Raw genomic sequence first — 20,164 nt, 5'->3', positions numbered from 1 at the left:
AACACTGAACTTTCCTATTCCCAATTTTTCTTAGAAGTTGTAAACTAATAAAGGAAATGAGGGAAATAAATGGATAAAAATGAAAAAACGACGTTAACTTCTTCACTGATTTTGCTCTTATCAATTACTTGTGGCGTGGTAGTAGCGAATATGTATTATATCCAACCGATCGGTACGAAAGTGGCAGCCAGTTTATCGGTTAGCACAAGTGCAATTGGTATTTTGACGATGTTGACTCAACTTGGTTATGCGTTAGGTTTGTTGTTTTTGGTGCCATTAGGGGATGTAGTCGATCGTCCGAAGCTGATTATCCGAATGGCTGCACTCTCTGCGATTTCATTATTAGCGGCCTTTTTTGCACCGTCATTTACATTATTTGCGTGTGCTTCTTTTTTGATCGGCTTATTATCGATCGTACCCCAAATCATTATTCCCTATGGAGCAGTATTGGCAGGGCCCAAGGCTAGAGGAAAAGTGATGGGGACCTTGTTAAGCGGTTTATTAGTGGGGATCTTACTTTCACGGACGGTTTCGGGCATTGTAGCAAGCCTCTTTTCTTGGCGGATGATTTATCTTTTTGCTTTAGTGTTAGTGGCTATCTTGACCGGTTTATTGTATTGGAAAATGCCAAGAACGCAAATAAAAACAACTTCATCTGTATCGTATCTTGATTCCTTAAAAAGTTTACCTTATTTAGTGAAAACACAACGCTTATTGAGAGAAGCGTCTATTAGTGGCTTTTTTATGTTTGGAACTTTTTCGATTTTTTGGTCAACATTGATTTTTTATATCAGTAGTCCGGTGTACCATTGGGGAACATTTGAAGCAGGAATTTTGGCGATTTTTGGACTATCAGGAGCAGTAGCTGCACCGATTGTTGGCCGGTTGTCTGATTCTTATTCCGAGAGAAAGATTGTCGGAATGGGACTTGCGATGCAAACGCTCAGTTTTGTTGCTTTATTAGTTGCAGGGAGTCATTTAGTCGTTTTGTTAGTGGCAATTATTCTGTTAGATGTCGGGAATCAATTTGGTCAAGTGGCAAATCAGACACGAGTACAAGGACTAGGCGAAGCAGCAAGTAATCGGAATAATACAGTATTTATGTTTATGTATTTTATTGGTGGTGCTACTGGTTCATTACTAGGCACAACGATGTGGCAACAATTTGGTTGGCTCGGTGTGACACTTACTGGTATAGCCTTTCAATTATGTGCCTATATTTGTCAATACATCATTTTTCAAAAGCGGTCATGATAGAAGTGTCCAACTTGAAAAGTAAGCTGAAGGATTCGAAAGTCGTTTTTCGATTCCTTCGCTTACTTTTTTAATATACTTCTATCCTATTTTATTTGGGAGTTTCTATAACTGATTTCGTGATCAACCGCAGTTATTAAAAAATTTCGTGCAACTTCCAACGAAAAAATAATATGGATACGTTCAATAGTATAAAATCACTTTGTTTAGTACCAGTTATATTATGAAAGATCCAAAAAAATATTCAGTAGACTACTTAGAAATTTTTATATTTAATTTGTATAACATTTTCATATGAAAATGAGTTGTTTCCATAAAAATCTATTCACTTAAAAGATATGTTTTGATAATTTCGTTAAACTGAGTTTAACTTAATTTAGCAAAAGGATTGGAGATGAAAGATATGGAAACAGTAGCAAGAAAAATAGGTAATTCTGTGGGAACAATTTTCCCGAAGGATATATCTCCAAAAGTGGGAGAAATATTTACTATTTTGAAAGTAGGAGAAGCGTATATATTGAAACCTAAGAAAGGAGATATTTTTAAAAACGAAAAGGCTTGGGAAGGTTTTAGAGAATCGATTACAGCCGAAGAATCCGAATGGGATAGCATGAAACTTGAAGGCGAGGAATACTAGATGAAATATCCAAAACAAAAGGATATTATTTGGATTGACTTTGACCCTTCTAAAGGTAAAGATATAAGAAAGCGTAGACCTGCGTTAGTAGTTAGTAGAGACGTGTTTAATGAGCGTACAGGTTTTTGCTTAGTTTGTCCTATCACTTCTACAAAGAGGAACTTTGCAACATATATTGAAATAAAAGACCCACAGAAAATAGTGGGTGAAGTAGCAACACACCAATTAAATACCACAAGAAATATTGAAAAATTGAACAATGCGATTTGTTGACATGGATTGAAGTGGTGGAAGTGATAGGGATGTTTATTTAGTAGGAGATAACGGGCAAAGTAGTAATTTCCATTTTAGAGAAAGTTAGATTACTCACCGCTTTTACGACGTTGGTTTTGCTAATAATTGACCATGTAGAAAAAAGTAACCATCTTCGAACTTTGGCGAATGAAGATACAATAGACACTTAATAAGACTACCGTTTTTTTTTACGGTTCTAAATTGGGGCGATGTTTACCTGAACACTTAAGAAAAAAGAAAAGATTGTAAAAAACGATGAGTGAAACAGCAATAGCCCCATCCACACAAGGGTTCTTGTGTAGAGGAGACAGGCTGGTGTTAAAGGCTGTACATAATCTATTTTTAGAGAATTTAGTCAATTTTATCCCTCGATTTCAATGACTCGATCGACTAAATCTTGGTAAAATTCTTGTTCATGAGAGACGATGATTACCGTCCCAGGAAAATGCTTGATACCGGTTTGTAAGCTATCTTTTGTTTCATGATCGATATGATTCGTTGGTTCATCAAGAATTAATAAGTTTCCTTGGTTCATCGTGAGTTGTGCCAATTTTACTTTGGTTTGTTCACCACCGCTAAGAGTAGAAAGTGGTTCACTAGCTAGTTGATTGACTAAACCAGATTTGGCTAGTTGTCTTCTTAATTCTTTAACGGTTGCTTTAGGAAACAGTGCGCCTAGATATTGTAAGGGTGTTTCTAAAGGTTTTTCCCAAATGAGATCTTGTGAAAAATAATTGATCGCTGTGTTGTCGGGAAAGTGATATTCGCCGGCTAGTTGTTCGATTTCGCCAATCAAGGTTTTCAAAAGTGTGGATTTACCAATACCGTTAAATCCACGAATCGCCACTTTTTCACCAAAGCGGATGGTTAGGTTGATCGGCGAAAGCAAAGGTCGGTCATACCCAATAACTAAATCGGTCGTTTCAACAGCCAATGTCGTTACGATCGGAGAATAAGGAAAATCAAAGATTGGCTTAGCTGTTGAGGCAGGCGGAGTCAATCGCTCAATTTTATCTAATTGTTTTTGGCGACTTTTTGCCATGGTAGAGCGAGAACCAGCTTTATATTTTCGGATATAAGCTTCGGTTTTTTCGATGTGCTTTTGTTGGGCATGGAATTGGCGTAGATAACTTTCACGGTTTTGTTCTTTTTGTCGTAATGCTTGTTTTAAATGACCCGTATATTTGGTGATTTTACCAAATTCTATGTCAGCGATATGGGTTGTGATTTTATCTAAAAATTCTTGGTCATGAGAAATCACGATATAAGCGCCCTCGAATGATTGTAAAAATTGAGTAAGCCATTGGATATGTTGGTCATCTAAGTGATTGGTTGGTTCATCTAAGATCAGAACATCGGGATTTTCTAAGAGTAATTTTGCCAAAATCACTTTGGAACGTTGACCACCACTCAGTTTTTTTAGAGGAGTGGACAATCCTAAAACGTCAATGCCTAGACCACTACTCATCTCAGCGACCAAGGTATCAATTTGATAGAATACTCCTTGGTCTAATTCTGTTTGAAGCTTTCCCGCTTTTTCGAGTAACGCCTCTTCCATTGTTTCGCTGTATTCTTGATAAAGTTGGGTAATCAATGCTTCTTTTTTAAATTCATCAGAGTAGGCTGTTTTTAAAAATTCTTCGATGGTCAATGTTTCATCCACCGCTACATATTGATCTAAATAGCCTCTATGGATATTTTTTTGCCAATGGACTTGTCCATCATCTGGTAGAATTTCTCCTGTGATGATCTTGATCAACGTACTTTTGCCAGCTCCATTTTGTCCGATCAATCCTAGATGTTCTCCAGCATTGACTTGGAGTTGTACATTTTCATATAAGATTTTATCTCCAAATTGTTGCGTGATATTTGTTAATGTTAAAAGACTCATGTTCTGTTCCTTTCTAATAATGTTATGCATGTTAAGAAGACTAATAGAAGAAAGCAAAACAAATAAAAAAGCTGATCTGAAGTTGTTCAACATACTATAGGATCATTCGACATGATCGAACGAATCTAGGAGAACATGTCAGTTAAAATTTTTAAATAAGTTGCTCGTCTTTTAGAAAATCGTTTCTCAGTTAATGAGAAGTAGCGATTGTTTTCTAAATTTCTTGGTCTTTAATATTTTAATTATAAAAAACGTATACTAAAAGTATCAGTTTAAAGGACATGCGATAGGTTATCTTATGCAACCTAACATGCAGGGGACAAGATTGTCAAGAAAACGAAAATCGTCGGTTTTGGTCTATACTAATATTGTAAAAAAAGACAAGTCGTGCTATAATTGGGCTATACCAAAAACAAAGGAGTAGTCGTTATGGAAATCATTCGAGTGAAAAATGCTGAAGAGGGCGGAAAAAAAGCTTTTGAAATTATTAAAAAAGGCATGGAAAATGGGGCAAAAGTATTAGGTCTTGCAACAGGTAGTACGCCAATTACTTTATACAAAGAAATGACTTCAAGCGATCTGGATTTCAGTGACATGACTTCTGTAAACTTAGACGAGTACGTTGGACTAGGCGGTTCAGATGATCAAAGTTACCGTCATTTTATGAATAGCCAATTGTTTGATAAAAAACCATTTAAAGAATCATATGTACCAGATGGAAAAGCTGCTGATCTTGAAGCGGCTTGTCAAGAATACGATGAAATCCTTGAACAACATCCAATCGATATCCAAATTCTAGGAATTGGTCAAAATGGACATATCGGATTCAATGAACCTGGTGCACCATTTGATGGCACAACTTCAGTAGTGGACTTAACAGAATCAACGATCAATGCGAATAAACGATTCTTTGAAAAAGCAGAAGATGTTCCAACAAAAGCTGTTTCAATGGGGATTGGTTCGATCTTAAAAGGAAAAGAGATTGTCTTACTTGCTTATGGTGAAAACAAAGCAGATGCAATCAAAGGAATGATTCAAGGACCAATGACCACTGATTTGCCAGCAAGTGCTTTACAAGAACACGACAACGTGATCGTGATTATTGATGATGCAGCAGGAAGCAAACTATAAGAATAAATAAAAATTTTGGGGGGCTGCTCGTTTTCAGCTCCCTTTTTTGATCGAATAAGATTTTTAATCTGTCGTACAAAGCAATGGGATGATTTGCTTTGTTTGAAGTTGCGAAACATGCTATATTGGTTTGGAGGGGATTTATATGGATGAGATGATCTTATCGGTCCCAGAAATCATCTTACGACTAGGGATTGCATTGATCTTTGGCGGGGCGATTGGATTTGAACGGCAATATAAAAATCGTCCAGCAGGGATGCGGACGCATATTTTAGTATGTATGGGTGCTTGTATCATTGCGTTGATCCAAGTGGAAATTGCAAGTAAAGCGTTACGTGATGCGTTAGAATACCCAGAACTAGTTGGTACGATTCGCTCAGATGAAGCACGTTTGATTGCACAAGTCGTTAGTGGCGTTGGGTTTTTAGGAGCTGGCACGATCATTGTGACGAAACAATCAGTCACCGGGCTAACCACAGCTGCTTCCCTGTGGGCGATTGCTGGACTAGGAATCGCCATTGGTATGGGATTTTATTGGATTGCGATCATTAGTTTTATTGGCATCGTCATTGCATTAACAGTGGTGAAACAAATCATCCATGTACCAACGACTAAAAAATTAGAAATCCAATATATCCATCGGAAAGAAACCAAAGATTTTTTGACAGAGTATTTTGAGCAACGGGGAATCTTCATTGAAGACGTGAATTTTGATGTGGATTTTGTGGATGATTATCGAGTGTACAAAAACATTTATACGATTGATTTACCAAAAGGCATGACGTATGCAGATGTCATTGAAGAGTTATCTGCCTACAAAAATATCATGAAGCTTCATTTAGTTAGTGTGGCACAATGAAACAATTCCTTTCAGTTGGTAATATAAGGCTTTTCACGCGTTGGTTTTATGAAGAGGAGCTTATAAAAAAACGCTTATTCGTTAAGAGAGTATTTCCTATTTTAGCGAATGAGCGTTTTTTGGTGTCTTTTTGATCTACTTGCAATGGTTTAGAAAAGACTTCAGTTGATAAACTTAGAAATTTTTTGTGAATTTGTAAATTATCTACGAACTATTAGAAAAAGGTGGAATATTTTTGTAGCTGTTTATCAGAAAAGAGCGCTTTAATTCTAATAAAATGATAAAATGAAAGTATCAAGAGTTGGAGGAGAGGTATGCAAGAAAAGTTTAAAAATTCAAAATTATTATTTTGGACTGTCGAGTTGGTACTGACGATTATTGGGGTATATTTTATTTTACAGATGCCAAATGTCTTTAGTCCAGTGTTAAAAATGTTATCAGCGATTTTATTGCCATTGCTGGTTGCTGGATTTTTCTATTATATGTTTGATCCGGTCGTTGTTTTTTTGGAAAAACGAAAAATCCCAAGGGTTTATGGATACATATTAACGCTAGTTGTTCTAGTCGTACTAGCGGTTTTAGCGATAATGAATGTGATTCCTCAATTGGCAGAACAGACGATCCAGTTGACTAAAAGTTTGCCAATGTATGCGGAAGAGACAAGTAAATGGCTCAATGAATTGGCACAGCGTGAGGAAATCAAAAATTTCAATATTGAAGAACAATTAGCTTCGGCTAATCTTTCGTTGAGTAATTTGTTCAATATTGTATTGGTAAGCTTATCCAGCAGTGTCTCTAAAGTTTTTTCATTTATGATGCAGTTTTTTGTTTTACTGTTTACCGTACCTTTTATTCTATTATTCATGTTTAAAGACGGACACAAATTTATCGATGCTTTAGCAAAATTCTTTCCACAAGGGATTCGGGGCGAGGTACGTCAAACGGTCAAAGAATTAAACGAGACATTATCGGCATACATTAGTAGCACAATCGTTGATGCGGTTATCATTGGTATCATGAGTTTTATCGCTATGACCATCTTTAAACAACCGTATAGTTTATTGTTAGCTGTATTTTGTGGTATCACCAATATTATTCCATATGTGGGACCTTTTATTGGTGCTGTCCCGGCAGTGATCGTTGGTCTATTTGTTTCACCATTCCAAGCATTATACATGGCGCTTTCGATCCTTGTTATCCAACAATTAGATGGAAATGTAATCAAACCGTTATTATTTGGGAAAAACATGAATATGCATCCATTAACGATTATCTTAGTGTTGATCGGTGCTGGCAGTGTCGCAGGGATTTTAGGAATGTTGATTTGTATTCCGGTGTATGCTGTCATTAAAACATTAGTCTTGAATATCAGAAAAATTTACTTATTGCGAAAGTTTGATTCTGGTGTGGAACCAACGATCCAAGAGATAAAAACGAATGGACGTGAAAATTAAAGGTACTATAAAGAAGTAGAAGGTAGTACAACAGTAGTCACTAAGCAATTTTATACACCATTCATTATTTATTAGAGAGTCTAGGAAAACGTCCTAGACTCTCTTTTTTTGTTAAAATTCTTATGAGTTCCTGGGATTGTTTGAAAATGAGTAATTTTTTCCCATAATAAGTTAAAAAAGACTATAATAAACAAAATCTTTCTTACGCTTTCGTAAAAAGTAAGTAACGGATAACGAAGTTGAAGAAAACGCATACAAAATTGTCTGTTGCAATGGACAAAGTCCAGTGAAACAAAATAAATAATGTGTCTTATGATAAAGATACACAGGGGGGGATGAAACATGACTAGTCAGATGAATCGAGAAAATAAGTTGATCCTTTTGTTATCAAAACAAAAAGATTATATGACTTCAGAAGAACTAGCCATTCTATTAGAAACTTCGACCAAAACAATTTACCGTTTGATAAAGAAAATCAATCTTGAATTTCCTAACGGTCACTTGATCCTAGCCGAAAAAGGTCGGGGGTACAAATTAGATTATGGGAAGTTTATCGAACAAACCAATGAGCTGAATAAACCCTCTGTAGAGCTATCGCCTGCTGAACGTCAAGATCGAGTAATGGAAGAATTGCTAATGGTTTCACCTAAAGCACTTAAAATCACTGAGCTGTTCAGAGATTATTATGTTGGTGATTCTGCTATTGCCAATGATGAAAAGCAGATTGCTAAGAAAATAAAAAAGTTTGATCTTGAACTGATCCGTAAAAATCGCACGCTTGCGATCCAAGGATCAGAAACAAATATTCGGCGAGGGATCGCCGAAGTCATCTGGCGGATGAATATTCTTGATATTGATGAAATCAATCGAACAAAAGAGTTGAATTTTAATCGTTACGATGTGTTGTTTGTATCAGAACAATTGAAATTGATTGAAAAAACATTAGGCGGTGGAATCCCTTATCCTTATAACGTCAATATTTTTTCACATCTGTACATCATGATCAGCCGTTCCAGAAAGACGAATTACCAAATCAAAGAAATCGAGTTATCTACCGAGCAACTTCAATCGTTAGACCACGAAAGTCCAATTTATGAGATGGCGATGATCGTGATCCAAAACGTGGAACGTTATCTCGTTACTCGCTTACCGATGAACGAAGTCTATTATTTGTATCAATATCTAGTATCCTCACGTATGGAAAAAACAACGCAAAAGAAACAGGTTTTTCCAGATAAAGTATCAGAAATTACCTCTTATTACCTGAAAGAGGTGGGCGACAAAATCAATCTCAAGGTGGCGAATGAAGCGATTTTTGTTGATCTAGCCAATCACATCAAACCAATGCTCAATCGGTTAAAAAATCATATCCATGTCAAAAACGGATTGTTAGAACAAATTCAATTGACCTATGAAGAGATTTATAAAAATGTATCAGTTGTTTCTAAAGATGTTAGCAAAAAGTATCAGCTGCCTTTGATCAATCAAGATGAAATCGGTTTTATCACATTATATTTTGCACGGATGTTGGAAACACAGCAACTACCGATTCAAACACTGATCATGTGTACTACAGGGATCGGTACTTCAGAATTATTAAGAGCAAAAATCAATAAGAAGTTTCCTGAACTGGCGGTCGTTGATGTGATTGCCACCAAGAATTACCAATCAGCATTAGAAAAAAATCCCGGAATTGAATTGATTTTAACCACCATTGGAATCAAAGATCCGCTGCCTGCACGTACATTACTTGTTAGCGGCATGTTAACAGCAGATGATCAGTTAAGAATCCAACGAAAGATTGAGGAAATATACAATGAAAGATGATTGGCTCGAATATGTTCCTCCCACAGTATTCCATTCACGAAATGAAGTCTATGAATGGCTAGCACAGCAAGTCGATTCAGAAATGGGAATAAAAAAAGAACAAATCGTACAAGCGTTGTTGGAACGCGAGGAAACTGGAGATATTCAAATTGATGAAGGGGTACTTCTACCTCATATTGAAAACCAATTAGTCAAAGCAACAAAAGTCATTATTTTGCCATTAGAACAAAGAATTGCGCACTGGAACCCAGCAATCCAACAAGTCGAGTTGATTCTTGCGGTATTTCTGGCACCGCAAGAAAAAATCGAAACCAAGCGTCAAATAGCAAACTTCATGCGCCTACTAGCAGATGAACAAGTAATCGAAACTTTAAAAGAAGGAAAAAGACTGGAAACAATCGATGGAAACGAAAGGAGAAATGACAAATGAAAATCATTGGAGTAGCAGCTTGTACCGTGGGGATTGCCCACACCTACATTGCTCAAGAAAAATTAGAAAATGCAGCTAAAAAAGCAGGGCATGAGATACACGTAGAAACCCAAGGAACCATCGGGATCGAGAATGAACTAACGCCTGCACAAATCAAAGAAGCAGATTTGGTGATCTTAGCAGTAGATGTAAAAATCAGTGGTCGAGAACGGTTTGAAGGAAAGCGGATCATCCAAGTACCGACTGAAATTGCGATCAAATCACCAAATAAGTTGATTGAGAAAGCCATGGAAGTCGTAAAACAGTAAAGAATAGGAGTGAAATTTGATGGTAGAAGTAGCAAAAATCATTGATCCAAATAATATTAAGACCAATTTAGTGGGGGAAACGAAAGATGAAGTACTCAAAGAATTGGCAACGGTGTTATTGCAAAATCATTATATTACAGATGTAGATGGCTTCATGGCAGATATCTATGCGCGAGAAGAAGAAGGACAAACTGGGATCGGCAATTATATTGCCATTCCTCATGGGAAAAGTCCTTATGTAGATAGAATTGGTGTAGCAATCGGTGTTACAGAAAATGAAATCCCTTGGGAATCATTAGATGGTAAAGGAGTCAAAGGAATTATTTTATTTGCAGTGGGGGATGATAACGAAGGGGCACAAGAACATTTGAAGTTACTTTCGCTATTTGCTAGGAAACTAGGTAATGATGAAGTAATCGAGCAATTGATCCAAGCAAAAGATGCAGATGAAGTGGTCGCAGCATTCAGCTAAAAATCAAAGGAGGATAAAAAGATGAAAATCGTTGGAGTAGCAGCTTGTACTGTGGGGATTGCCCACACCTATATTGCCCAAGAGAAACTAGAAAATGCGGCAAAAAAAGCAGGACATGAGATGCACGTAGAAACTCAAGGAACCATCGGGATCGAAAATGAATTAACGCCCGAACAAATCAAGGAAGCAGATTTGGTAATCTTAGCAGTTGACGTGAAAATCAGTGGTCGAGAACGCTTTGAAGGGAAAAGAATCATCCAAGTACCAACTGAGATTGCGGTGAAATCACCCAATAAATTGATTGAAAAAGCGCAAGAAGTGTTAGCACAGCAAAGTATTTCATAAAAATAAGGAGGAAGACTGATGGAAAAGATAAAGAAGCTGAATCTGAAAGGGCATTTGTTAACTGCCATCTCTTATTTAATTCCCATTGTGTGTGGTGCGGGATTTCTGATTGCGATTGGGATGGCATTTGGTGGAACGAGCCAAGGAACTTTGGTGCAAGGCGAATTTTCATTTTTTGATGCCTTAGCAACGATGGGTGGTGCTGGTTTAGGCTTATTACCAGTCGTGATTGCTACGGGGATTTCTTACTCGATTGCTGGAAAACCTGGTATTGCTCCTGGCTTTATTATTGGTTTAACAGCTAATGCGATCGGTGCAGGGTTTATTGGTGGAATATTAGGTGGTTATCTAGCTGGTTATCTTGTTTTAGCAATTTTAAAATATTTCAAAGTACCAAATTGGGCAAAAGGCTTGATGCCAACATTGATTATTCCTTTTGTTGCTTCATTTATTGGTGGATTAGTGATGGTCTATGTGATTGGAGCTCCAGTCGCAGCATTCACTTCTTTGCTAACGAACTTCTTGGATGGATTAGGGAACTCTTCCTTGTTGATCTTTGGGGGAGTGATCGGTTTACTAAGTGGTGTTGACTATGGTGGACCAATCAACAAGACGGTTTTTGCTTTTGTGTTAACGATGCAAGCAGAAGGCGTGAACGGTCCTATTACAGCTTTACAACTTGTGAATACCGCTACACCAATCGGTTTTGGCTTGGCTTATTTCATAGCTAAACTTTTCCGCAAAAACATTTATACAAAGGTTGAAGTGGAAACCTTGAAGTCAGCAGTTCCTATGGGTGTGATCAATATCGTTGAAGGGGTCATCCCGCTAGTGATGAATGATATTGTTCGTGGGGTTGTAGCAACTGCAATCGGGGGCTTTGCTGGTGGTGCGACTACTATGATCTTAGGTGCAGATGCAACGGTTCCTTTTGGAGGCGTTTTAATGATCCCAACGATGTCACGTCCTTGGGCAGGCGTTATCGCCATTTTAGTCAATGTGATCGTGACAGCGGTTGTTTTAGCCATCATTAAGAAAGATGTTGGTGAGGAAGTCACAACAGTCCCAGAAAAAGAAGAGGAAGACATTCGTTTAGATGACATTCAAATCTTTTAAGCGATAAAGCAAATTAGTTAAAAGGTGTCGCTATAGTGTAGATAAATTATAGAATAAAGGAGTTTTTTCAATGAGCAAAGTAGCTTTTTCACCATCCTTAATGACGATGGATTTAGATAAATTCAAAGAACAAATCGAATTTTTGAATGAACATGTTGATTCTTACCATATCGATATCATGGACGGCCATTACGTTCCGAACATTACATTATCGCCATGGTTCATCGATGAAGTACGTAAAATCAGTCAATTACCTATGTCTGCTCATTTAATGGTCAGCGATCAAAGTTTTTGGGTAAATCAACTAATCCAACAAAAATGTGAATGGATTTGTATGCATGCTGAATTACTTGACGGTTTAGCTTTTCGTTTGATTGATCAAATCCATGATGCTGGCTTAAAAGCTGGAGTAGTCTTAAACCCTGAAACACCAATTGAAACGATTTTTCCTTATATCGAATTAGTTGATAAAGTAACGATCATGACAGTTGATCCAGGATTTGCTGGTCAACGATTTATCGAAAGTACATTAGATAAAATCACCGCATTACGACAATTACGGCAAGAAAAAGGATATCATTATTTGATCGAAATGGATGGTTCGTCTAACCGTCAATCATTTAAGCGAATTGATCAAGCCAATCCAGATATTTATATTATTGGGCGTAGCGGATTATTCGGCTTAGATGAGGATATCAAAACTTCTTGGGAGATCATGAAAAAAGATTTTGAAGAGATGACTGGAAAAACAGTCGAATCAAATAGTATAAATGCGTACAGTCTATAGCTATACAAGAATCAAAAATTACTTTTAGGGAATAAATACGCTTTTCTTGCAATACCCGTGTAAGGAATGCTGAGAATATAAACAAAAAATAAACCAAAGAACTTCAAAAATAGGGAAATCTATTTTTTGGATTCTTTGGTTTATTTTGCGTACTTAGGTTTAGGTACCTCTGTCACGATCTCTCAAAAATGATCGATCAATAGAGAAATTCGGTATCGTGTTTCAATGCAAGTTGTAAGTAATCATCTGCTGGTTGTTGATCCGTGACGATGTATTCAAAAGAGGTCCAATCAGAAAATTTATACGCATGTTTTTTATCAAATTTTGTATAGTCGACTAATAACAAACTTTTATCTCCTCTAGACATTACCTTCTTTTTCACTAAGGCTTGAGCAAAATTAGCTTCATAGATCCCTGATAAATCAATTCCTGTCGAACTAAAAATACATAAATCGATTTGAAAAAGGTCTAAGAAAGAATTCCCATAGTCCCCAACAACGCTCTCGGCATCCTTGATTACTTCACCCGCCAGCATAAAAACTTTGGAATCTTCCGTACAAGCTTGAGAAAGCTCATAGGCGATTTTCAAGCCATTGGTTATGACAACGAGATTTGACAGTTTAACTAAATAGGGAAGCAGCTGTTTCACAGTTGAACTTGAGTCAATAAAAAGACTCATTCCTGGTCCAATAAATGTGCTAGCGATCTCCGCAATTTTTTCTTTTTCTTGAACCATGACATTTTCACGATAATTTGTTGAGATGACGTGATTTCTTTCGACTTCTAAAACGACACCACCACGGTAACGACGGATGATCCCATCTTTTTCAAGTGCGACTAATTCACGCCTTAAAGTCGAAGGAGAGCAAAACAACTGTTTTTGCAGTTCTGAGTTATCTAATTTTTTATATTTTTTTAGCAAAGTTAAGATTTGTTCTTTTCGTGACTCAGTCATGGCTATCCCTCCTTAACCACTGGTCTAACATGACTAAAGTGTACCACAAGAAACTTATTTTTGTCCGTATGTTTTAAAACGAATCGCCATATTTGCCATTTCTTCTTCAGACATCAAGGTTGGTTTGCCAACACTTGAAGCTATGATATGGACTTTTGAACAATATTCTAATTCTTCTAAAACGGCAAAGGCTTCAGTCATTGTCTTTCCACCAGTTAAAACGCCATGATTTGCTAATAAAACGGCTTTTCGATCTTTCATGGCTTCACAGGCATTTAGAGATAATTCTTCCGTGCCAAATGAAGCATAGTCTGCACAACGAACATCTTTACCGGCAACAGCAATCATGTAATGTGATGCAGGCAATGGTTGTCTGAGGACCGCTAGCGCAGTGGAATAAATCGTGTGACCATGGATGATATAGTCTAGATCTTCCCGCTTTTCATACATGATCCCGTGCATTCGCCATTCACTGGAAGGGCGACGATGACCTTGAACGATCGTTCCATCTAATCGCATAGTCACGATGTCAGGTAATTCGATTTTATCAAATGGGATTCCAGAAGGCGTGATGAGCATCACTTCATCTTGTCGGATATACGTACTTAAATTTCCGCCTGTTCCTAAGGTATAGCCATCTGCTATTAATTTATTTCCATAATCGATCAATTCTTGTTTTTGTATTGAATACATCATAATCCTTCTTCCATCATCTTATTTATAAAAGGGGCCAAATGATTGGCAAGCATTGAAATCAGCTGCTTCTAAATCTTTTGTTCCGAAACCAGAAAAGGCGTGGGGTCTAAAGATTTTTTCACTAGGTACGTTGTGAAGTGAAACGGGAATGCGAAGCATACTGGCTAATGTCAGTAGTTCTGCGCCTACGTGACCGTGGACACTAGCGCCATGGTTGCTTCCCCAGTGGTTCATCATCGTATACACATCTTCAAAGCCTTTTTCACCTAAGTTTGGTGCAAACCAGAGTGTTGGCCATGTTTGATCGGTTCGTTCGTTTAAGATGTCATGGACTTCATCAGGTAATGAACAGGAATAACCCTCTGCTACTTGTAAGGTTGGTCCCACACCTTCAACGATATTCAAACGAATGAGCGTTAAAGGTAATTCTGCTTGTAGATGGTATTGGCTGGAGAAGCCACCGCCTCTAAAGTATTCATAATTAGCCCGACACCATTTTGTTTTTTCTAAGCAGGCTTGGATATCGGTTTTCGTCATATTCCAAAATTCTTTCATCGTTGGATTACCTTCGTGATCGATACTTCCACCACTGCCATCTAAAGCACTCGCACCTGAATTCAGTAGATGGATTAAGCCATGTTGTGCTTTACCCGTTAATTTGTGCCCAGTGATTCTTTCTACTGACTCCGCACTCCAATAGGTTCTGACATCGGAAAAAATCGGTGCTTTATTAGTCAATAAAGAGCCAAATAACATAGCAGCAGCGTTACAGGTATCATTTTCAGTAGCGAATGAGACGGGTTGTTTAGGGCCGTTCCAGTCAAAAGTACTGGTTAAAATAGATTCCATAAAATCGCCATTGGGTAGCCAGTCGGTCCATTGTCGTTGTCCTTGGAACCCTCCAGCAATGGCATTTCTGCCTTTTGCTTCTTCCAGCCAACCCAATTTTGCTAGTTCAGGGTTGCCAAATAAAAGATCACGAACGATTAGTGTTTGTTTGGCAATAAAGTCCCACTGATCTTCTTCAGCGATATAGCGTGATTTTGTAATAACTTCAGGGAATGACTTGCCTGCATTGATATCGATTCCTTCCTGACAATATTGTTTGATCCAAGTTCTAATGGTGTCATATTCTTTCGGATCAAAGATATTTAGTTCGATTCGACGTAAGACTTCAGTCATATCCACATATTCGACTTGCATCCCTAGATATTTTTCAAAAAAGGTTTGATTGATTTGACTACCGGCAATTCCCATCGAAGAAGCACCAATGTTCACATAAGATTTGTTTTTCATTTCCCCAGCCGCCACACTCGCACGTGCAAAGAGTAAGATTTTTTCTTGGACGTCAGCTGGAATCGACTTGTCGTCACTATCTTGGACTTGTTCACCATAGATCTTATAGGCAGGAATTCCTTTTTGCGCATAGCCACTCATAGCGGCAGCTAAGTAAACAGCTCCTGGTCGTTCTGTACCATTAAATCCCCAAATCGCCTTAAAGGTATCTGGTCGTAAATCGATCGTTTCTGTGCCATAGCACCAGCAAGGTGTCACCGTTAAGGTAGCAACTACATCTTGACGGGCAAAATCATCGTCAACAAAGCTGGCATCGGCGTAACCGCCAATCGTTTGTTCTGGTAAAACGCACTGTACTGGAGTGCCATCCATGTAATAAAGGGATGTTTCGATCAATTCTTTTGCTCGACGCGCCATGTCCAGCGTTTGTTGTTCTAATGATTCACGGACGCCTCCTTGTCTGCCATCGATCGTGGGTCTAATGCCGATTTTAGGATAATTCATTGATGTTCCTCCTCATAAATTGTTTATAGTTGATATAAGTTTGGTTAAAGGGTGTCGAAGTTTCTGGAAAAAAAGAAATTGGTGGATAATTTTCTGTGACGAGCGTAACTAATTCCTCTCTATTTTTGATTGCTTTGATCGCTAAAAATTGGGCTAACGCATTACCTAAAGCTGAATTTTCAGAATAGCAGACTTCTATCGTCGTTTGCGTTAAATTGGCTGTTAGTTGAGTCAAAAAGTGTGATTTACTCCCACCACCAAATAAATATAGCTTAGTGAAAGGAGCGGAACCTGCTAATTTATCGAACGTTTCAGCGTATTTAAATGCTAGATTTTGATAGATGGCTAAAAACAATTGTTGTGGCTCTTCAATTGATGAAAAATGATGTTGGTTTCCGTATTGCTGCAATTTTTTTACAAATTGACCTTTACTCAAAAATGCAGGCTGTTCGTTATCAAAGAAAAAATGAATCGGTTCAGCAGTAAGTAGTATGTCTTGGATCTGTTGGATCGTGATTGACTGGGTTTGATTGCTGAACGCTAAAGCTTCCTCAATGAACCACATTCCTAACATGTTTTTGAGTTTTAATATTTTTCCATCACCGGCTTGTTCATAAGAATAGTTCGTATCTAATGGGTGATTGACCAAAATTCCTCTTTCTGATTTTTCTCCTAGAACAGACCAGGTGCCAGAGGATAAAAAGAAACAAGAGTGATCGTTGGTTGGTAAAGCAAAGATCGCACTAGCAGTATCATGGGACATCACCGAATGAATCGGGAGTTGTTTTTCGGCTAGATTTATCAAACCGATTTTTGTATATGGAAGAACGATCGTTGAGAACAAGGAAGGGGAAATCCCTAATTGTTCAATAAGGTCGGATGCCCATTGATGTTTATCGATATCGAATAATTGACTCGTTGAGGCGATCGAAGATTCTGTTAAGATCGTACCTGTTAATAAAAAATGGATCAGATCAGGCATCATCAAAAGAGTACTTGCTTTATTTAGCTGCTCAGGATAATGTTCTTTCAAGTAGAGTAGTTGGGAACTGGTATTGATCGATGCATTTGGAATCCCTGTACGTTCGTGAAAGTGAGTTGGTAAATCCCCACCATAATGTAAATTAGGTTCTTTCAGCATAGTTTGATAGCAAAGTGGTGGTAGCACTAGCTGTCCTTTTTTATCTATCAAACCAAAATCACAGCCCCATGTATCGATGCCGATACTTTCAATGACATATTCTGTAGTTGCTAAAGTAATGATTTCCTTGATATTCGTCATGATTTTCTCAATATTCCAATGGATTTCATCTTTGTCGGAATCAATCACTTGGTAATCAGTGAAACGATAAACTTTTTCTTCCTTGATTTGACCATTCATTAAGGAAAAAACGATACCTCGCGCACTGGTAGCACCTAAATCAAAGGCTAAGATCGTACTCATAGATTTTTCCTCCTTTTCTAAGTGGATAGCAAATCTGCTTCGGTTATAATCATACAATAGAACGCTTACATATTTTCGCGTGAATCATTTTTTGAATAAATGTCAACAAATTATTCAAGTATGGAAACGTTTTAAATTGCTCGTTATACTTTGGTTAAATCAAATAGAAATGTTAACGGAGGAAAAAAATGAGTGTAAATAGTGAACGAAAATGGTTTTCTGAGAGTCGATATGGTTTATTTATTCATTTCGGATTGTATTCAGTGGCAGGAAGACATGAATGGGTCCAGACTTTAGAAGAAATCAGTGTAGCAGATTACCAAAAATATCTGGATCAATTCGATCCTGATTTATTAGATCCACATGAATGGGCTCACAAAGCCAAAGAAGCAGGTTTTAAGTATGTCATTATTACAGCAAAACACCATGATGGCTTTTGTTTATGGCATACGAAAGAAACAGAATATCACATAGGAAAAACACCATATCAGAGAGATTTGTTAGGAGAATTGATTGAAGCATTTCGTCAAGTTGGAATTAAGATCGGTCTTTATTATTCTCTATTAGACTGGCATCATCCAGATTTCTTAGTAGATGGCTATCATCCAATGAGAAATAATCCAACCTATATCGAACAACATCCTGGCAACATGGAAAATTATCGCCAATTTATGGCAAATCAAGTCAGAGAATTATTGACAAGTTATGGTACGATTGATTATCTATGGTTTGATTTTTCTTATAAAAGCAGAGATTGGGGGACTTCGGTCGGTAAAGGGGCGCAAGATTGGGGAAGTGTTGAATTAGAAAAAATGATCCATGAGATTCAACCTAATATTTTGATCAATGACCGGTTAGACTTGCATCGTGGTGTACTTACCCCAGAACAATTTGCTAGAAGTAAGGCAATGGACAACGAAGAAGAGGTATGGGAAACCGTTCAAACCTTAAATAATAGTTGGGGTTACGATCGGGATAACCTTAATTTCAAAACGAGTGAAATGGTAGCGAAACAACTAGTGGATACTGTCTCCAAAGGTGGGAATTTCACGATGAATATTGGACCAAACGCACGAGGAGAGTGGGATGAGAATAGCAATAGCATTTTAAGTTCTGTTGGTCAATGGCTACGAAAACATGGAAAAGCGATTTACGGTGCGGGGTTATCTAGTTTTACACCACCTCAAGATTGTCGATACACTCAAAAAGGAAATAAATTATATCTTCACATTTTTAGTTGGCCTTATCGAACGATTTTATTACCAGAATTAGGTGGGAAAGTGAAGTTTGCGAAACTGCTCAATGATGGTTCCGAGATTCGTTTTGTCGATACGAAGCATTTAGGAGGAGAAAGAAAAGCGACAACTAATTTATACAAAGAGATTACTGAAGTTCATGTGAAGGAGGCGCTTGACCCGAGCATGTTGATGCTAAACATTCCGATTAAAGAACCAAATGAATTGATCCCAGTGATTGAATTAACACTAAAGGAGGAAGAAAAATGAGTATCGGCATTATTCTTGCAAGCCATGGCGAGTTCGCTTTAGGCGTAAAGCAAACGGGAGACATGATCTTTGGAGAACAAGAACAGGTAGATGTGTGTGTATTGATGCCTGAAAATAGTCCAGAAGAGTTTCGCCACCAAGTGGAACAGGTGTTAGCGAAGTATTCCGTTGATGATGAACTGTTGTGTTTAGTTGATCTATGGAGTGGGACACCTTTTAATCAGCTGAACCAGCTGAAAGAAGAAGGAAGCAGAAAAATCGAAATTGTTTCTGGTTTGAATATTCCGATGCTGCTTCAAGCTTATAGCGAACGCTTTAATCCTAAGGCTTCGCTGAATGAAATCGTTCAGACTATTTCGACCGTCGGTGTTCAAGGGATTAAAACGTCCCTTGGAAGCACCGCAGCGGATTTACCATCGAACACAGCAGAGATTGAGCCATCAGTTGTGGCTTCCGTTTCCAACAAAATGAGTGAATTGGGGATCAGCCATGTCCGATTGGATGAACGGTTGATCCATGGTCAAGTAGCGACACTTTGGTTAGGGAAAATGGGGACAACAAGAGTTATGATCGTTGATGATGGAGTGGTCAATGATCCAATTGCTAAGGCCTCTTTAAAAGCTGCTGTTCCTGGTGGTATCAAATTGAGTATATTGAAAACGGTTACCGCTGCAAAACGGTTAAAAGAAGGGATTTATCAAGATCAAAAAATCATGTTGCTTACCAAAAAGATTCAAACGATCTTTGATTTGATCGATGCGGGTGTACCAATTGAATCATTTAATTTAGGCAATGCCAGTTCGAGAGAAGGAACCCTTCAAATCAAAAAATCCGTCTTTTTAACCGAAGCAGAAATTGCGAAGATTTTAGAGTTGGAAAAAGCAGGAGTCGTTGTGACGGCACAAATGGTACCAATGGAAGAAGAAAAACGATTTTCACAATTTTACGGAAAGTAGGGG

General features: G+C 37.8%; 19 protein-coding genes and 1 pseudogene. 15 read left to right on the top strand and 5 right to left on the bottom strand.

The window, feature by feature from the left end; genetic code table 11:
• The first annotated feature begins 69 nt into the window (after window positions 1-69).
• From AB5M32_RS12045 to AB5M32_RS12035, 3 genes and pseudogenes are all read left to right on the top strand, one after another.
• On the top strand, window positions 70-1,254 hold the full coding sequence (locus AB5M32_RS12045) for an MFS transporter (RefSeq protein ID WP_178286844.1): 1,185 nt from the start codon (window positions 70-72) through the stop codon (window positions 1,252-1,254).
• Window positions 1,255-1,657: 403 nt separating this feature from the next.
• Entirely contained in the window at window positions 1,658-1,891 is a 234-nt protein-coding gene (locus AB5M32_RS12040; protein WP_178286842.1) for an antitoxin MazE, read from the top strand.
• Window positions 1,892-2,205 (top strand): annotated as a pseudogene (locus AB5M32_RS12035) (type II toxin-antitoxin system PemK/MazF family toxin).
• 341 nt (window positions 2,206-2,546) lie between these two features.
• On the opposite strand, the gene AB5M32_RS12030 reads toward AB5M32_RS12035, so the two are convergent.
• On the bottom strand, window positions 2,547-4,076 hold the full coding sequence (locus tag AB5M32_RS12030; protein WP_368024481.1) for an ABC-F family ATP-binding cassette domain-containing protein: 1,530 nt from the start codon (window positions 4,074-4,076) through the stop codon (window positions 2,547-2,549).
• A 429-nt stretch (window positions 4,077-4,505) separates the two neighbouring features.
• On the opposite strand from AB5M32_RS12030, the gene AB5M32_RS12025 reads away from it, so the two are divergent.
• The 10 genes from AB5M32_RS12025 (at window position 4,506) to alsE (ending at window position 12,805) form a co-directional block, all read left to right on the top strand.
• On the top strand, window positions 4,506-5,207 hold the full coding sequence (locus AB5M32_RS12025) for a glucosamine-6-phosphate deaminase (RefSeq protein WP_010720087.1): 702 nt from the start codon (window positions 4,506-4,508) through the stop codon (window positions 5,205-5,207).
• Between the two features lie 145 nt (window positions 5,208-5,352).
• Window positions 5,353-6,066 carry an MgtC/SapB family protein gene (locus AB5M32_RS12020; protein ID WP_096708457.1) on the top strand — a complete coding sequence of 238 codons (714 nt, stop codon included), beginning with the start codon at window positions 5,353-5,355 and terminating at the stop codon, window positions 6,064-6,066.
• 314 nt (window positions 6,067-6,380) lie between these two features.
• Window positions 6,381-7,520, top strand: a complete 1,140-nt coding sequence (locus AB5M32_RS12015; RefSeq protein ID WP_034699501.1) for an AI-2E family transporter — start codon at window positions 6,381-6,383, stop codon at window positions 7,518-7,520.
• Between the two features lie 342 nt (window positions 7,521-7,862).
• Window positions 7,863-9,347, top strand: coding sequence for a PRD domain-containing protein (locus tag AB5M32_RS12010; protein ID WP_010720084.1), 1,485 nt, complete (start codon window positions 7,863-7,865; stop codon window positions 9,345-9,347).
• Window positions 9,337-9,777, top strand: a complete 441-nt coding sequence (locus tag AB5M32_RS12005) for a PTS sugar transporter subunit IIA (RefSeq protein ID WP_178286838.1) — start codon at window positions 9,337-9,339, stop codon at window positions 9,775-9,777. The genes AB5M32_RS12010 and AB5M32_RS12005 overlap by 11 nt, the downstream gene beginning before the upstream one ends.
• Window positions 9,774-10,085, top strand: coding sequence for a PTS fructose transporter subunit IIB (locus AB5M32_RS12000; RefSeq protein ID WP_010720082.1), 312 nt, complete (start codon window positions 9,774-9,776; stop codon window positions 10,083-10,085). Before AB5M32_RS12005 ends, AB5M32_RS12000 begins: the two co-directional genes overlap by 4 nt.
• A gap of 19 nt (window positions 10,086-10,104) precedes the next feature.
• On the top strand, window positions 10,105-10,557 hold the full coding sequence (locus tag AB5M32_RS11995) for a PTS sugar transporter subunit IIA (protein WP_010720081.1): 453 nt from the start codon (window positions 10,105-10,107) through the stop codon (window positions 10,555-10,557).
• 21 nt (window positions 10,558-10,578) lie between these two features.
• Window positions 10,579-10,902, top strand: coding sequence for a PTS fructose transporter subunit IIB (locus AB5M32_RS11990; RefSeq protein ID WP_034699505.1), 324 nt, complete (start codon window positions 10,579-10,581; stop codon window positions 10,900-10,902).
• An 18-nt stretch (window positions 10,903-10,920) separates the two neighbouring features.
• Window positions 10,921-12,018, top strand: a complete 1,098-nt coding sequence (locus tag AB5M32_RS11985) for a PTS fructose transporter subunit IIC (protein WP_010720079.1) — start codon at window positions 10,921-10,923, stop codon at window positions 12,016-12,018.
• Window positions 12,019-12,088: 70 nt separating this feature from the next.
• The gene (gene alsE, locus AB5M32_RS11980; protein WP_010720078.1) at window positions 12,089-12,805 is read left to right on the top strand and encodes a D-allulose 6-phosphate 3-epimerase; all 717 of its coding nucleotides are present in this window, start codon (window positions 12,089-12,091) and stop codon (window positions 12,803-12,805) included.
• A 196-nt stretch (window positions 12,806-13,001) separates the two neighbouring features.
• Here alsE and AB5M32_RS11975 read toward each other — a convergent pair whose 3' ends face one another.
• The 4 genes from AB5M32_RS11975 to AB5M32_RS11960 are packed head-to-tail and all read right to left on the bottom strand — an operon-like array spanning window position 13,002 to window position 17,700.
• Window positions 13,002-13,760, bottom strand: a complete 759-nt coding sequence (locus AB5M32_RS11975) for a DeoR/GlpR family DNA-binding transcription regulator (RefSeq protein WP_010720077.1) — start codon at window positions 13,758-13,760, stop codon at window positions 13,002-13,004.
• Between the two features lie 54 nt (window positions 13,761-13,814).
• The gene (locus tag AB5M32_RS11970) at window positions 13,815-14,453 is read right to left on the bottom strand and encodes an L-fuculose-phosphate aldolase (protein WP_080704605.1); all 639 of its coding nucleotides are present in this window, start codon (window positions 14,451-14,453) and stop codon (window positions 13,815-13,817) included.
• A 21-nt stretch (window positions 14,454-14,474) separates the two neighbouring features.
• Window positions 14,475-16,256 carry an L-fucose isomerase gene (locus AB5M32_RS11965; RefSeq protein WP_081127700.1) on the bottom strand — a complete coding sequence of 594 codons (1,782 nt, stop codon included), beginning with the start codon at window positions 16,254-16,256 and terminating at the stop codon, window positions 14,475-14,477.
• Window positions 16,243-17,700: a rhamnulokinase family protein gene (locus AB5M32_RS11960; RefSeq protein ID WP_178286837.1), complete on the bottom strand. Its 1,458-nt coding sequence runs from the start codon at window positions 17,698-17,700 to the stop codon at window positions 16,243-16,245. Before AB5M32_RS11960 ends, AB5M32_RS11965 begins: the two co-directional genes overlap by 14 nt.
• A 188-nt stretch (window positions 17,701-17,888) precedes the next feature.
• Here AB5M32_RS11960 and AB5M32_RS11955 point away from each other — a divergent pair, with 188 nt between their 5' ends.
• Entirely contained in the window at window positions 17,889-19,205 is a 1,317-nt protein-coding gene (locus AB5M32_RS11955; RefSeq protein WP_178286835.1) for an alpha-L-fucosidase, read from the top strand.
• Window positions 19,202-20,161 (top strand): PTS mannose/fructose/sorbose transporter subunit IIAB, encoded by a 960-nt coding sequence (locus AB5M32_RS11950; protein WP_178286833.1) that lies wholly within the window; start codon window positions 19,202-19,204, stop codon window positions 20,159-20,161. Before AB5M32_RS11955 ends, AB5M32_RS11950 begins: the two co-directional genes overlap by 4 nt.
• The last annotated feature ends 3 nt before the right edge of the window (window positions 20,162-20,164 follow it).

The organism is Enterococcus sp. C57 (assembly GCF_040887305.1).
Lineage (GTDB): Bacteria > Bacillota > Bacilli > Lactobacillales > Enterococcaceae > Enterococcus_B > Enterococcus_B hirae.
The sequence above is the reverse complement of the archived record's forward strand: the minus strand, read 5'-3'. Positions and strand labels throughout refer to the sequence as shown.

Excerpts from the sequence above, each read along its gene's own strand:
- AB5M32_RS12045 (WP_178286844.1), top strand. The coding sequence starts at position 70 with ATGGATAAAAATGAAAAAACGACGTTAACTTCTTCACTGATTTTGCTC.
- AB5M32_RS12040 (WP_178286842.1), top strand. The coding sequence starts at position 1,658 with ATGGAAACAGTAGCAAGAAAAATAGGTAATTCTGTGGGAACAATTTTC.
- AB5M32_RS12030 (WP_368024481.1), bottom strand. The coding sequence starts at position 4,076 with ATGAGTCTTTTAACATTAACAAATATCACGCAACAATTTGGAGATAAA.
- AB5M32_RS12025 (WP_010720087.1), top strand. The coding sequence starts at position 4,506 with ATGGAAATCATTCGAGTGAAAAATGCTGAAGAGGGCGGAAAAAAAGCT.
- AB5M32_RS12020 (WP_096708457.1), top strand. The coding sequence starts at position 5,353 with ATGGATGAGATGATCTTATCGGTCCCAGAAATCATCTTACGACTAGGG.
- AB5M32_RS12015 (WP_034699501.1), top strand. The coding sequence starts at position 6,381 with ATGCAAGAAAAGTTTAAAAATTCAAAATTATTATTTTGGACTGTCGAG.
- AB5M32_RS12010 (WP_010720084.1), top strand. The coding sequence starts at position 7,863 with ATGACTAGTCAGATGAATCGAGAAAATAAGTTGATCCTTTTGTTATCA.
- AB5M32_RS12005 (WP_178286838.1), top strand. The coding sequence starts at position 9,337 with ATGAAAGATGATTGGCTCGAATATGTTCCTCCCACAGTATTCCATTCA.
- AB5M32_RS12000 (WP_010720082.1), top strand. The coding sequence starts at position 9,774 with ATGAAAATCATTGGAGTAGCAGCTTGTACCGTGGGGATTGCCCACACC.
- AB5M32_RS11995 (WP_010720081.1), top strand. The coding sequence starts at position 10,105 with ATGGTAGAAGTAGCAAAAATCATTGATCCAAATAATATTAAGACCAAT.
- AB5M32_RS11990 (WP_034699505.1), top strand. The coding sequence starts at position 10,579 with ATGAAAATCGTTGGAGTAGCAGCTTGTACTGTGGGGATTGCCCACACC.
- AB5M32_RS11985 (WP_010720079.1), top strand. The coding sequence starts at position 10,921 with ATGGAAAAGATAAAGAAGCTGAATCTGAAAGGGCATTTGTTAACTGCC.
- alsE (WP_010720078.1), top strand. The coding sequence starts at position 12,089 with ATGAGCAAAGTAGCTTTTTCACCATCCTTAATGACGATGGATTTAGAT.
- AB5M32_RS11975 (WP_010720077.1), bottom strand. The coding sequence starts at position 13,760 with ATGACTGAGTCACGAAAAGAACAAATCTTAACTTTGCTAAAAAAATAT.
- AB5M32_RS11970 (WP_080704605.1), bottom strand. The coding sequence starts at position 14,453 with ATGTATTCAATACAAAAACAAGAATTGATCGATTATGGAAATAAATTA.
- AB5M32_RS11965 (WP_081127700.1), bottom strand. The coding sequence starts at position 16,256 with ATGAATTATCCTAAAATCGGCATTAGACCCACGATCGATGGCAGACAA.
- AB5M32_RS11960 (WP_178286837.1), bottom strand. The coding sequence starts at position 17,700 with ATGAGTACGATCTTAGCCTTTGATTTAGGTGCTACCAGTGCGCGAGGT.
- AB5M32_RS11955 (WP_178286835.1), top strand. The coding sequence starts at position 17,889 with ATGAGTGTAAATAGTGAACGAAAATGGTTTTCTGAGAGTCGATATGGT.
- AB5M32_RS11950 (WP_178286833.1), top strand. The coding sequence starts at position 19,202 with ATGAGTATCGGCATTATTCTTGCAAGCCATGGCGAGTTCGCTTTAGGC.